Raw genomic sequence first — 12583 nt, forward strand, 5'->3', positions numbered from 1 at the left:
GGCCTCCTCGGTCGCCCGGTCCACGTGGCCGGAGCCTGCCCGGGCCGGCTGCGGGTGGTCGGCCGATCCGCACACCGCGCAGGCCACCCCGTCGGCCAGCTGAGCGGCCAGTTCCGCCGCGATGGACCGGAGCCGCCGTTCACGCAGCTCCAGCCAGGACTCGTGCGCCACCAGGGCGCGTTCCCGGGCTGCGGCCAGGCCCGCCTCGGCCCTCGCCAGCTCCCCGGCGAGGGCGTCACGGCGTCGTGCCGCGTCCAGCCTCCGGCGGGCGGGGCCGAGGCGTCCCACGAGCTGTTCCGCACGGGTCGCGGCCTCCTGGGCCGTCTGGACGCGCTCACCCAACGCCTGCCGGGTGGTGTCCCAGCCGGCCAGCCAGTCCGCCGCCTCCTGGATCAGCTCGTCGTCGGCGAGGGTCTGCCGTTCGAGGGCCGTCAGCTCCGCGTCGATCTCCCTGCTGCGCCGTTCGGCGCGGCGGGCGGCTTCGAGCGCGCCGAGTTCCGCCCTGAGCGCGCGTTCCCTGGCGGCGAGCTGCTCGACCCCCGCCTCGGAAAGGTCGTGGGGCAGCTCGGCACGTGAGCGCTCGCGGGCCTCACCGGCGACGCGGTGGTCCCGCTCGGCCTCGTCGCGCAGTTCGATGGCGGGAGCGACGAGGTCCGCCTTGCGGGCGCGTGCCAGCTGTTCGAGGCAGCGCTCGTGCTCCGGCCGGCGTTCCTCGAGTGCCGCGGAGCGGCGTCGGGTCTCCTCGTACCGCTGCTGGAGCCTGGCGAGCTCGCGTTCCGCCTCGAGCGCGAGGCGGGCGGTGGCGTTCCGGTCCTCCGCCCGGGACAGGGCGCACCGGGCGATGTCGAGCTGTTCACGGGACGCGCCGCGCGCGACCGCGGCCCACTCCAGCACCCCTTCGGCGAGTCCGGGTTCGCCCGGCCTGGTCGCGGGCGGTTCGGCCTCGCCCGCCGCGGTACCGGCCGCCTGGGCGATCCGCTGGGCGAGGGCGAGGACCTGTTCGTCGCCGGAGCGGACCCTGGCTTCGGCGGCGCGCCGCAGTTCGGCCAGCCGCTCCTCGACGGCGGCGAAGCGGCGGGTGTCGAACAACCTGCCGAGCAGCTTGCCGCGCGCCTCCGCGTCGGCGCGCAGGAAGCGGGCGAAGTCGCCCTGCGGGAGCAGTACCACCTGGCAGAACTGGTCCCGGCTCATGCCGATGAGCCCGCCGATCTCCTCGCCGATCTCCTGGTGGGAGCGGCTGAGTGCCTGCCAGCCCTTGTCGGGGTGGTACTCGCGCAGCCCGCTCTGGGCCTTCTCCGTCGTGAAGCCGCCGCCCCTCCTCTTGGGGCGGGGCTGGGCGGGCGACCGGGTGACCTCCAGGCGGCGCCCGCCGACCGTCAGCTCCAGGCGGACCTCGGTCGGGAGGCCGACCGGCGCGTGGTCGCTGCGCAGTGAGGTCCCGGGGCTCTGCCGGGCGCCGGGCACCGCTCCGTAGAGCGCGTAGCAGACACCGTCCAGGACCGAGGTCTTCCCCGCGCCCGTCGGTCCGTGCAGCAGGAAGATGCCTGCCGACGAGAGGGCGTCGAAGTCGATCTCCTGGGTGGTGCCGAAGGGACCGAAGGCGGTGAGGGTGAGCTTGTGGAGCCTCAACGGGCCACCTCGTTCACACCGTCGGCGACCCGTACGTCGTCGAGTGCGGCCCTGAGCACCGCGCGCTCCGGCTCACTGGGGCCGTTGCCGCCGCGCACGTGGGCCACGAAGTCCTCCGCGATCTGCTGGTCGTCACGGTCCTTGAGCCGCTGCGCGTAGGAAGCGAGCGGGTCGTCGGCGGGGCGCTCCGGTTCGAGGACGAGGCTGAGCGTGTGCGGGAAGCGTTTCAGCAGGTGGGCCATCGGCTCGTCCGGGCGGACCGGATCGGTGAGCGTGGCCTCCACCCAGGAATCCTGGTGCCGTTCGAGTGCCGGATCGTCGAGCAGCTCCGAGAGCCGTCCGCGCAGGCGCGCCAGACGGCGTGGGACCGGGCAGTCGACGCGTTCGGCGGTGACGCTCCCGTCCGCGCCCAGGTCGGTCAGCCACATCGTCTTGCGGTGGGCGTGTTCGGAGAAGGAGTACGCGAGCGGTGAGCCCGAGTACCGGACGCGTTCCGTGACGGTCTGGCAGCCGTGCAGGTGGCCGAGTGCGACGTAGTCGACGCCGTCGAAGACCCCGGCGGGGACGGCCGCCACACCGCCGACCGTGATGTCGCGTTCACTGTCGCTGGGTGTCCCGCCGGCGACGAAGGCGTGGGCGAGGACGACGGACCGGGTGGTGGCCGGGCGGGTGGCCAGATCGGCCCGCACCCCGTCCATGGCGGCGGTGAGCACCGCTTCGTGGCCGGTCTTCGCGGCGCCCAGGGTGTCGCGGACGAGGGCGGGCTCCAGGTAGGGCAGCCCGTAGAACGCCACGTCGCCGTGCGCGTCGGCCAGCACGACGGGGGTGGCGCACGCGCGGGGGTCGGTGCGCAGGTGGATGCCGGCCCGGGCGATGAGTCCGGCACCCACGCCGAGCCGGCGGGCGGAGTCGTGGTTGCCGGAGATCATGATCGTGGGCACACCGGCGGCCGCCAGCCGGTGCAGGGCGTCGTCGAAGAGCCGTACCGCGGAGAGCGGGGGCACGGCCCGGTCGTAGACGTCGCCCGCCACCACGACCACGTCGGCCTCCCGTTCCCGCACGGTGCGCACGAGGTGGTCCAGCACGGCCGCCTGGGCGTCGAGCATGGAGACCCGGTGGAACGACCGGCCCAGGTGCCAGTCCGAGGTGTGCAGGATCCTCATGCCGTCACTCCACTCGCGCCCACCCGCATGTTCCCTCTCCTCCGCCCCCGGGACCGCGTGGGCCCGGACTCCGCCCGCGCGGACGTCCCGCCGCGGTGCCGGCCACGCCGTTCGCGTGGCACGCGACCTGTCATCCGGGGCGGACGTCCCCGTACGCCTCGCCACCCAGCTCGAACGTGGCGGAGCCGGCCGTGACGTCGGCCAGCCATGCCCTGAACCCCTCCACGTCGGCGCTCGGGAGCCCGACGCCGATACTCACCGCCTCCGCGTACCGCACGTCGTGCACGCTCCTGCCGGTGGTGCGCAGGTCGTTCTCCAGCTTGCCCGCCCGCTGGTGGTCGACCGTGACGGTGGCGAGCCGGTACCGCCGCCGGGTGACCGTGCCCACGGCGTCCAGCGCCTCTCCCACGGCTCCCCCGTAAGCCCGGATCAGCCCGCCGGCGCCGAGCTTCACGCCGCCGTAGTAGCGGGTGACGACGGCGGCGGCGTAGCGCACCTCTCGGCGCATGATCATCTGGAGCATGGGGACGCCGGCGGTTCCGCCCGGCTCCCCGTCGTCACTGGCCTTCTGCACGGAGGCGTCGGCGCCGATCACGTACGCGAAGCAGTTGTGCGTGGCGGTGGGGTGCTCCTTGCGGACCTGTGCGACGAACCGCTGCGCCTCCTCCTCGGTGGCGGCGGGGGCGAGCGCGCAGAGGAAACGCGACCGGTTCACCTCGGTCTCGTGCACGCCCGCGCGGGCGACGGTCCGGTACTCCTCCTGCATCCGCCCACCCTATGCGCCCGTTCGCCGGGGCCGTTAACCCGTGGGTGGGCCCCGGTCCGGCGGGCTGTTCACCCGTTCGTGGGGAATGGCCGGGCGGCACCGTCCGTTGTCCGGGCATGTACGCAGACGATGAGACGGTCCGCAGGATTCTTCAGGATTCGGGCGACACCTGGGCGGTGGTCGGCCTGTCCTCCAACCGTTCCCGGGCGGCCTACGGGGTGGCGGAGGTGCTTCAGCGCTTCGGAAAGAGGGTCGTGCCCGTCCATCCCAAGGCGGAGCCGGTGCACGGCGAGCAGGGTTACGCCTCGCTGGCGGACGTGCCTTTTCCCGTCGACGTGGTGGACGTCTTCGTCAACAGCGAGTCGGCCGGCCCGGTCGCCGACCAGGCTGTCGCCGCCGGCGCGAAGGCTGTCTGGTTCCAGCTCGGAGTGATCGACGAGGAGGCGTTCGCGCGCACCCGCGCGGCCGGGCTCGACATGGTGATGGACCGCTGCCCCGCGATCGAGATACCCCGCCTGGGCCACCGTCCCTGAGGCGTCCGCCTAGGCGTGGTGCCGCGGCCGCCTCCCGGCGGGAAGAATGGGCGCCGTGACACAGCATCCCGCTGTCGGTGCCCGGGCAGGCGACCGGGTCGCGGCTCAGCTGCACCAGCTCGGGGTGGAGCGGGGAGGCGTGCTGCTGGTGCATGCCTCCATGCGCTCCGCCGGAGGCGGCGCCCGGGCGATGGCCCATGCCCTGCGTCAGGCTCTGGGACCGGGGGGCACTCTGGTCGTCCCCTCCTTCACGCCGGAGAACTCGGACACGTCACGCTCCTACCTCGACCGTGTCCGGGGGCTGGATGAGGAGGGGCGCGCGGCTCTGCGGGCGGCCATGCCGCCGTTCGACCGGGCGGCCACGCCCGCGCTCTCCATGGGGCGGCTGGCCGAGACGGTGCGGCTGGCCCCCGGAGCGGTCCGCAGCGGACATCCGCAGACGTCGTTCGTCGCGGTCGGGGAAGCCGCGGCGGCGCTGCTCGCCCGGCACCGCCCGGACTGCCACCTGGGCGAGGACTCCCCTCTCGCCCGGCTGTACGAAGCCGACGCCCAGGTGCTGTTGCTGGGGACGGGCTTCGGCGCCTGCAGCGCCTTCCACCTCGCCGAGTACCGGGTGCCGTCGTCCTCACGCCGCCTCTACCGCTGTGTCGTCGCACAGGACGGCGGGCGCCGGTGGTGGGAGTACGAGGACATCGAGCTGGACGACAGCGACTTCGCTGCTCTTGGGGCGGACTTCGAGGCCGCCGCGCCAGGGCCCGTGCGCAGGGGGCCGGTCGGAGCGGCACCCAGCCGCCTCTTCCGCCTCCGCGCGGCCGTGGACTTCGCCACGGGCTGGCTGGTGCGTCACCGCCGCCGTTCGCGGTGACCGCTCGGAAGCCCCGGACAGTGCGGGCGGTCCGCTCGGCGGGGCGCGTCCCGGCCGGCCGCCTCGGCCTCGTCACGGCCGAGAGGGGCGGCCGGGGGCACGGCCGGAGCCGCGTCGCGGAAGGTGCCCGGATGTTCGGGCGCACCCGGACGGCGGCGGTCGGCGCCCGGCGGTCACCTGGTCTCTCTGCGCACGGCCTCTCCGCGCACGGGCGGGATGGAGACGGCCATGGTCAGCTCGGCGGGCTCGGCGCCGTCGTTGCGGTAACTGTGGGGTACGTGGGCCTCGAACGTCGCCGAGGTGCCGGCGGGTACCGCGTGCGCCCGGCCGTCGACCACCAGGGTCAGTTCGCCCGAGGTGACGTGGAGGAGTTCGACCGTGCCGTCGGGGTGCGGGTCGGAAGCGCTGCTGTCGCCGGGCATCAGGTGCCAGGACCAGAGCTCGATGGGCCCTCTCGCCTCCGTACCGACCAGCAGCGTGGTGGAGCTGCCCGCCTCCGTGGACCACATGCGCACGGCCTTGCTCTCGGGGACGAGTCGCACCTGCGAGCCCTGCTCGTGGTCGAGAAGGGTGGTGATGCTGATGCCGAGGGCGTCCGCGAGCTTCACGGTGGTACCGACGCTCGGATTCGTACGCGCCTGCTCGATCTGGATGATCATGCCCCGGCTGACTCCGGCGCGGGCGGCGAGGGCGTCCAGGGTGAAGCCCCGCTCCCCTCTCCAGCGCTTGAGGTTCCGCGCGAGCGACTGGGTGAGCTGGTCGAGGTCAGACACATTCCGTCCAAAATCCTGGATGAGGAGGTGAGAAGCACTGCACTACGGTGTGGCGCACCGGACCGACGCCCGCACTGTACTGCGGGGCACGTGACGACAGCGCTGTCCGCCCTGGCCACAGGCGGTTCCGGGGGTCTGAGTCACCAGCCTTTTCGATGGCCGGCGGACTCAGGGGCGCGCAGCTCACCGGCACACACCCGCGCCGATCGGGTCGGCTGCCATCCTCCAGAGCGTGGCCGCCGTGGCGCACGGCGCCGCCGTCATGCGACGGGGGGCGCATCGACGCGGTGAAGGTCCAGCGGTTCGCGGCCACGGCCGGCGCCGGGAGCCCGCGATGGGTTGCCCCCTCGGGACGGCGGGCGCGGCTCTCCCCCCGCGGCCTCGATGGGCGAGTCCGTGTCCATGACCTCCGTGCGGCCATAGGCCCACGCTGGGGAGCCACTGCCGTCCGCCGCGGTGGCCGCGGCCCTGGCGGAGCATGTCCGGCGAGCGGCCCACGGGCAGGGCCTACTCCGCCCCGCCACGCACCGGCACGCCGTCGGCGTCGGGGCGCTGGGCCCCCGGCCCGCCGTCCTCCAGCAGGTCCGCCACGGCCCGCAGTTGCTCGGAGGTGACCCCCTCGGGGATCGGCACCGGCGTGGGCGTGCGCAACGGCGGCTGCCAGCCCTTGTCCGGGTCCCAGGTCCGGACGACCCGGGCAGGCGCTCCCGCGACCACCGCGTGGTCGGGGACCTCTCCGCGGACGACGGCGCCCGCCGCGACCACGACGTTGCGGCCGAGTCTCGCGCCCGGCAGGATCACCGCGCCCGTGCCGATCCAGCACCCGGGACCGATGACGACCGGCTCCATGCGCGGCCACTGCCGGCCGACGGGCTCCTCGGGATCGTCGTAACTGTGGTTGGTCGACGTGATGTAGACGTACGGGCCGCAGTACGTGTCCGATCCGATCGACACGGTGGTGTCGGCGACGACGTGGCTGCCGCGGCCCAGCACCACACCGTTGCCGAGCGTCAGCACGGTCTCCGGGCCCAGGTCCAGGTCGGGCATCAGCCCGGCGGTGAGCGTCACCTGTTCGGCGATGATGCAGTGGTCGCCGAGCTCGATCCACCGCTCCCCGAACACCGTGCCCTGCGGGAAGGCCAGCCGCGTCCCCGGTCCGATGCGGCCGAACCGCAGTCTCCCCGGGCGTTGCGCGGTGACCGCTCCGGTCTCCTGGAGCCAGGCCCAGCCCCGGTGGACCGCACCGGTCAGGACACGACGCCTCCATCGCGCCAGGGAGGAGACCGCGTCTCCGTTCCTCGGCACCCGCTCACGGTTCTTCGCCACCCGCTCACGGTAGTCGGCCGGGCGGGCACGGCTCCGCCCGGCGCCTGTGATGTTCACCCCACCCCCCGGGGCTTCCGCGCCGTCCACTACGGTTCCCCTGGCGCCACGGCGCGTGAGCGTGTGTGCACCACATCCGAAGCGAAGGGGCAGGCGATGGCAGAGAAGGCGTTGGTCACCGGCATCGGTGGCAAGGAACCGGACATCGACGCGGACGCCTTCGTCGCGCCGACGTCCGTCGTCGTCGGAGAGGTCTCCCTGGCTCCCGGTTCGAGCGTCTGGTACCAGGCGGTGCTGCGCGCCGACTGCGGTCCGATCTCGCTCGGCCCGGACAGCAACATCCAGGACAACTGCAGCGTGCACACCGATCCGGGTTTCCCCCTGACCGTGGGGGCCCGGGTCTCCGTCGGCCACAACGCCGTGCTGCACGGCTGCGTCATCGAGGACGACGTACTGGTCGGGATGGGCGCCACGGTGCTGAACGGCGCCCGGATCGGAGCGGGTTCACTGGTCGCCGCCCAGGCCCTCGTGCCCCAGGGGATGCAGGTGCCCCCGGGCTCCCTCGTCGCGGGTGTGCCCGCCAAGGTGAAGCGGCAGCTGACCGCCGAGGAACGTGAGGGGATCGCCTTCAACGCGGCGGGCTACGTGGAGCTGGCGAAGGCGCACCGCCAAGCACACGAGGACTGATCCCGCCGGGCGCTCACCGGGGCGCGGCCCCGTCGCCCGACGTCCCCCGCGAGCGCGACCCGCCGGCCCGAACCAACCTGCCGACATCCGCCGGACCCGGACCCGCCGGCCGGAGCCCCCGGGCCCCGGCCGATCAGTCGGCGACCGGCACGGAGTCGGGCTCGGGCGTCCCCGCCGGGGCGCCGGCCGACTGCTCCGCCGCCTTCTTGGCCCTGTTCTTGAGCACCAGCATGGAGACCAGGCCGATCAGCAGGGCGACCACCAGGCCGAGCCAGGAGAAGCGCTTGAGCCACGCCTCGGCGACGACCCCCACCGAGTAGATGACGGCCGTGGTGCCACCCGCCCAGAGAATGCCGCCCAGCACGTTGGCGATGAGGAACTTCCAGTACGGCATGCGCAGGACACCCGCCAGCGGCCCGGCGAAGATCCGGAGCAGTGCGACGAAGCGGCCGAAGAAGACCGCCCACATGCCCCACTTCTCGAAGGACCGCTCGGCCATCGCGATCTGCGCCTCGCCGAAGTGCCCGGGGAATTTCCCACCGAGCCACGCGAGCAGGGGCCGCCCGCCCTTGCGGCCGATGGCGTAGCCGATCGAGTCACCGATGATCGCCCCGGCCGACGCGCAGGCGCCGAGAACGACGGGATCGATGTCGCCGTGCTGGGAGGCGAGGAGCGCCGAACTCACGAGGATGATCTCGCCGGGCAGGGGGATGCCCAGGCTCTCCAGCCCGATGACGACCCCCACCAGCAGGTAGATACTGAGCGCGGGGACGGTCTCGAGCCACTCCTGGACGTGCAACGCCGGTTCCTCCCGTAAACGATCTGCCGCCGCGCACCACGGGGGTGCACGGCGGCAGCCTACCGGGCCGACGGGGCCTGCGGTCGGGGCGCGTGGTGCCGGTGACGGCGGTCAGCGGTCGGGGCGCGTGGTGCCGGTGCCCGCGGTCAGCGGTTGGGGCGCAGGGTCCAGACCACGCTCATCTCGCTCGTCACGGCGCCGTCGGCCCGCCGGATCTCGACCCGGACGGGGAACTCGGGCCGCTTGCCCTCGTCCAGCTCGGCGACGACCTCGGCGGCGGGGCGGCCCAGCGTGGCAGTCGCGGTGAGCGCGCCCATGGCCACCTTCTTGAAGGACATCTCCGTGGTCACGGGCAGCGGGACGGCACGCGCCAACTGGTTACCGAACGCGGCGACGACGACGGCCCCGCTCGCGGACTCGGCCAGCGTGAACATCGCACCGGCGTGCGGCCCGCCGAGGTGGTTGTGGTAGGCCGCCTGATCGGGGAACGAGAGGACAGCGCGCTCGGCGGTGGTCTCCAGGTATTCGAGGTTGAGGGTGCGGACCATCGGAACGCTCGCGGACAGCATCTCGCCGACCGTCATCTGTTCGGTGCTCATGAGCCGGATGTTACTAGCCAGTAGCAGTCCTTGACCATCCCCTCACAGGGGCGGCCGTGGCAGCGGGCGTCCGCCCCCTCTATGGTTACTGGCCATGTGGCCAGGACAGCAGCCGCCCGGGGGCGAGCAGAACCCGCAGGACCAGAACCAGAACCCGTACCAGCAGCCGGGGTACCAGCAGCCGAATCCCTACCAGCAGCCGGGATACCAGCAGCCTGGGCACCAGCAGCCGGGTTATCAGCAGGGGCAGGAACAGGGGTACCAGCAGCCCAACCCGTACCAGCAGCCCACCGTTCCCCAGTACTCCGTGCCGGGCCCGCCCGGTGGACCGCGGCCGGACGACCGGAGGAGGACGACGATCGTCGCGATCGTCGCCGCCACCGCGGTCGTGGTGACAGCCGTCGTCACCGGTGTCGTCGTCATGAACAAGCGGGACGGCGACAAGGGTGGCTCGGACGTCGCCGACGGCAAGAAGTCCTCGCCCTCCGCGAAGCCCTCCGACACCTCCTCGTCGCCCGCCGCGAACCCGCGCGGTGGCGAGGAGGCCGCACCCTTGGTTCCGGGCTGGAAGGTGGTGACCAACCCGAAGTGGGGCACGCGGTTCGACGTGCCCGGTGACTGGGAGGTCGCCGGAAGCGGTGTGTTCTCCGGTTTCGAGGACGTGAAGAACCCGACCGGTACGCCGGCCGCCGGCTTCACCGCACCGGCCTACTACAAGAGCAAGTGGTGCGTCGACGACGTCGACAAGGACGGTTCCAAGGAGGACACCGGCCTCGCGGGCGTCGGCACCAAGGGCGCCCAGGGCGCCAAGAGCACGGACGAGGCCGCCGCCAACGAAGCCGCCAACTGGGTATGGGCCGCCTACGCCCAGGAGGACCCCAAGGAGAAGGTCAAGATCGGCAAGGCCACTCCGTACACGACCACGTCGGGTCTGTCCGGCAGCGTCGCGACGGCCACGGCCACGGGTCTGGCCAAGAAGAACAAGTGCGACACCGACGGCAAGTCGACGGCGTTCAGCTTCAGGAACGCCAAGGGCGAGTACTCGACCTGGGTCCTCTACGCCAACGCCGGTGTGGACGACGAACTCCCGGACGCCACGATCCAGAAGATCCTCAGCACGGTGCGGCTGGCGGAGAGCACCTCCTGACCCCTGACGGTCCTGAGCTGGTGAATCCATTTGGCAGGGCGGGGTGCGGGCGGGGATAGTCCCCTGGTGACTTCCGCCCACTCCGCCCCGCCCAGCGCCTCCCGCACCCCGGGGGCCGGCCGCAACTACGCTCTGCTGACAGCCGCCGCGGTCATCACGGGCCTGGGTACCCATGGTGCGCTGATCGCGGCGGCCTTCGCGGTCCTGGAGTCGGGCGGCGACGCCGGTGACGTGGGACTGGTCGCCGCCGCCCGCACCGCGCCCCTGGTGCTCTTCCTGCTGGTGGGTGGCGCGATCGCGGACCGCATGCCGCGTCACCGCGTGATGGTGGCGGCGAACGCCCTCAACTGCGTCTCCCAGGCGGCGTTCGCCTGGCTGGTCCTGACCGGTGACGCCCGCCTGTGGCAGATGATGCTGCTGACCGCCCTGTGCGGCACCGGCCAGGCCTTCTTCAATCCGGCTGCCGAGGGCATGCTCATGTCCAGCGTCACCGGCGAGAACGCCGCCCGCGCCTTCGCCTTCTTCCGCATGTCCATGCACGGTGCGGCGATCGGTGGCGCGGCGCTCGGAGGCGCCATGATCGCGGCGATGGATCCGGGCTGGGTGCTCGCGGTCGACGCGGCGGCGTTCGCCGTCGCCGGCGTGCTGCGCGCGTTCCTCGACGTCGGCCACATACCCGACCGGGCGCCGGGAGGCGGGCTGCTCGCCGACATGCGCGACGGCTGGCGGGAGGTCGTGGGCCGGCCCTGGCTCTGGGCCGTCGTCCTGCAGTTCTCCGTGGTGGTGGCCGTCGTCGGGGCCGCCGAGGCGGTGTACGGGCCGCTCGTGGCCCGGGACGAGCTGGGCGGCGCGCGCCCCTGGGGGCTCGCGCTCGCCGCGTTCGGGGTCGGCACCCTGGGCGGGGCGCTGCTGATGACGCGGTGGAAGCCGCGTCGGCTGCTGCTGGCCGGGACCCTGTGCGTCTTCCCGCTGGCGCTGCCGTCGGCGGGGCTCGCGGTCCCGCTGCCGGTGGGCGCGCTCTGCGGTGTGATGTTCGTGACCGGGGTCGCCATCGAGGTGTTCGGGGTGTCCTGGATGACCGCCCTGCACCAGGAGATCCCGGAGGAGAAGCTGTCCCGGGTCTCGGCGTACGACTGGTTCGGTTCGGTGGCGATGGTGCCGCTGGCCACGGCGGCGGCCGGCCCGGTGGAGACGCTGGTCGGCCGGAGCCAGGCCCTGTGGGGCTGTGCCGCGCTGATCGTGCTGGTGACGGCGGGCGTGCTGCTCGTCCCGGACGTACGCAACCTCACCCGTCGCACCACCGGTGTGAAGGCGGGCGGCGGCACCGCCGTGCCCGCTGCGGCGGGCCCGGTTTCAGCCGATGCCGAAAGCTCCGTCCGGGGGCTCGGGTGAGCCGACCGCCTCGGTGTCCCGCACGGGCCGCGCGGCTCCGGTGAGCCGGGCGAGCGACACACCGTGCTGGACCCTGGCGGGGAAGGCGTCGGCGGCGCACGCCCTGGTCAGACCGGCGATGTCCAAGGGCCGGCGCGAGGCGACGAGCACGGTGTTGCCGAACCGCCGGCCGCGCAGGACCGCCGGTTCGGCGATCAGCGCGAGCTCCTCGAAGACGGCGCCGAAGGTGGCGAGCTGGGAGCGCAGGAAGCCGAAAGGCGCGCTGTCGGCCAGGTTGGCCGCGTAGACCCCCCCGGCCCGGAGGACCCTCCCGGCCTCGCGCGCGTACTCGACGGACGTCAGGTGCGCCGGCACCCGCGACCCGCCGAAGACGTCGGCGATCAGGAGGTCGGCCGACGCGGCTGGTGCGCGCTCCAGCCAGGCCCGGGCGTCGGCCCCGTGCACGGTGATCCCGGCTCCCCCGGGCAGGGGCAGGTGTTCCCCGACGAGTTCGGCGAGTCCCCGGTCCGCCTCGGCGACCTCCTGCCGGGAACCGGGGCGGGTCGCCGCGACGTAGCGGGGCAGGGTGAGGGCCCCACCCCCGAGGTGCACGGCGTCCAGGGGCGCGCCCGGGTCCGCCGCCCCGTCCACGACGTGCGCGAGCCGCCGCGCGTACTCGAATTCGAGGTACTCCGGGTCGTCGAGGTCGACGTACGACTGCGGGGCCCCGTCGACCGTGAGCAGCCAGGCCCGTGCGCGGTCCACGTCGGGCATCAGGCGGGCGGTCCCGAAGTCGGTGTCGCGGAGGACGGGTATGGGATCGTTCACGGCCCCATTGTTCCCTGTCCCGGGGGCGGGCCGGCCCCGGGCGGGAAGGTCCCGGGGCGGCCGGGCGCGACGGGGCCCCGGCGTGCCCGCCCCTCGGTAG

Annotated in this window: 13 protein-coding genes; 5 read left to right on the forward strand and 8 right to left on the reverse strand. The window is 73.4% G+C overall.

From position 1 onward, the window contains the following. The 3 genes from ABZ371_RS19810 to ABZ371_RS19820 all read right to left on the reverse strand — a co-directional run. Positions 1 to 1629: SMC family ATPase (locus tag ABZ371_RS19810; RefSeq protein WP_358681157.1), on the reverse strand; the 1629-nt coding region annotated here is incomplete at its 3' end. After that, positions 1626 to 2792 (reverse strand): exonuclease SbcCD subunit D, encoded by a 1167-nt coding sequence (locus tag ABZ371_RS19815; protein WP_358681160.1) that lies wholly within the window; start codon positions 2790 to 2792, stop codon positions 1626 to 1628. The genes ABZ371_RS19810 and ABZ371_RS19815, both read right to left, overlap by 4 nt. 130 nt (positions 2793 to 2922) lie before the next feature. After that, on the reverse strand, positions 2923 to 3558 hold the full coding sequence (locus tag ABZ371_RS19820; RefSeq protein WP_358681163.1) for a YigZ family protein: 636 nt from the start codon (positions 3556 to 3558) through the stop codon (positions 2923 to 2925). 116 nt (positions 3559 to 3674) lie between these two features. Here ABZ371_RS19820 and ABZ371_RS19825 point away from each other — a divergent pair, with 116 nt between their 5' ends. Together ABZ371_RS19825 and ABZ371_RS19830 are read left to right on the forward strand one after the other, a co-directional pair. Next, positions 3675 to 4091 carry a CoA-binding protein gene (locus ABZ371_RS19825; RefSeq protein ID WP_358681166.1) on the forward strand — a complete coding sequence of 139 codons (417 nt, stop codon included), beginning with the start codon at positions 3675 to 3677 and terminating at the stop codon, positions 4089 to 4091. 46 nt (positions 4092 to 4137) lie between these two features. Continuing rightward, positions 4138 to 4956 carry an AAC(3) family N-acetyltransferase gene (locus ABZ371_RS19830; protein ID WP_358681168.1) on the forward strand — a complete coding sequence of 273 codons (819 nt, stop codon included), beginning with the start codon at positions 4138 to 4140 and terminating at the stop codon, positions 4954 to 4956. Between the two features lie 173 nt (positions 4957 to 5129). Here the strand turns inward: ABZ371_RS19830 and ABZ371_RS19835 are convergent, their stop codons facing one another. After that, complete coding sequence (locus ABZ371_RS19835; RefSeq protein WP_358681171.1) at positions 5130 to 5729, reverse strand: XRE family transcriptional regulator; 600 nt, start codon at positions 5727 to 5729, stop codon at positions 5130 to 5132. Positions 5730 to 6236: 507 nt separating this feature from the next. Further along, the gene (locus tag ABZ371_RS19840; protein WP_358681189.1) at positions 6237 to 7034 is read right to left on the reverse strand and encodes an acyltransferase; all 798 of its coding nucleotides are present in this window, start codon (positions 7032 to 7034) and stop codon (positions 6237 to 6239) included. A gap of 174 nt (positions 7035 to 7208) precedes the next feature. Here ABZ371_RS19840 and ABZ371_RS19845 point away from each other — a divergent pair, with 174 nt between their 5' ends. Further along, the gene (locus ABZ371_RS19845; RefSeq protein WP_358681174.1) at positions 7209 to 7739 is read left to right on the forward strand and encodes a gamma carbonic anhydrase family protein; all 531 of its coding nucleotides are present in this window, start codon (positions 7209 to 7211) and stop codon (positions 7737 to 7739) included. 133 nt (positions 7740 to 7872) lie between these two features. On the opposite strand, the gene ABZ371_RS19850 is transcribed toward ABZ371_RS19845, so the two are convergent. Beyond that, a complete protein-coding gene (locus tag ABZ371_RS19850; RefSeq protein ID WP_358681177.1) occupies positions 7873 to 8538 on the reverse strand; it encodes a DedA family protein in 666 nt (221 codons plus the stop codon). 146 nt (positions 8539 to 8684) lie between these two features. After that, the gene (locus ABZ371_RS19855; RefSeq protein WP_358681191.1) at positions 8685 to 9122 is read right to left on the reverse strand and encodes a DUF4442 domain-containing protein; all 438 of its coding nucleotides are present in this window, start codon (positions 9120 to 9122) and stop codon (positions 8685 to 8687) included. A 109-nt stretch (positions 9123 to 9231) separates the two neighbouring features. Between ABZ371_RS19855 and ABZ371_RS19860 the strand changes: the two genes are divergently transcribed. Together ABZ371_RS19860 and ABZ371_RS19865 are read left to right on the forward strand one after the other, a co-directional pair. Then, positions 9232 to 10284 carry a hypothetical protein gene (locus ABZ371_RS19860; RefSeq protein ID WP_358681180.1) on the forward strand — a complete coding sequence of 351 codons (1053 nt, stop codon included), beginning with the start codon at positions 9232 to 9234 and terminating at the stop codon, positions 10282 to 10284. 66 nt (positions 10285 to 10350) lie between these two features. After that, positions 10351 to 11676, forward strand: a complete 1326-nt coding sequence (locus tag ABZ371_RS19865) for an MFS transporter (RefSeq protein ID WP_358681183.1) — start codon at positions 10351 to 10353, stop codon at positions 11674 to 11676. Here ABZ371_RS19865 and ABZ371_RS19870 read toward each other — a convergent pair. Next, positions 11638 to 12483, reverse strand: a complete 846-nt coding sequence (locus tag ABZ371_RS19870) for a fused MFS/spermidine synthase (protein WP_358681186.1) — start codon at positions 12481 to 12483, stop codon at positions 11638 to 11640. The genes ABZ371_RS19865 and ABZ371_RS19870 overlap by 39 nt on opposite strands. Between the last annotated feature and the right edge of the window lie 100 nt (positions 12484 to 12583).

Origin of the sequence: Streptomyces sp. NPDC005899, from assembly GCF_040629645.1 — a bacterium.
Taxonomy (GTDB): Bacteria; Actinomycetota; Actinomycetes; order Streptomycetales; family Streptomycetaceae; genus Streptomyces.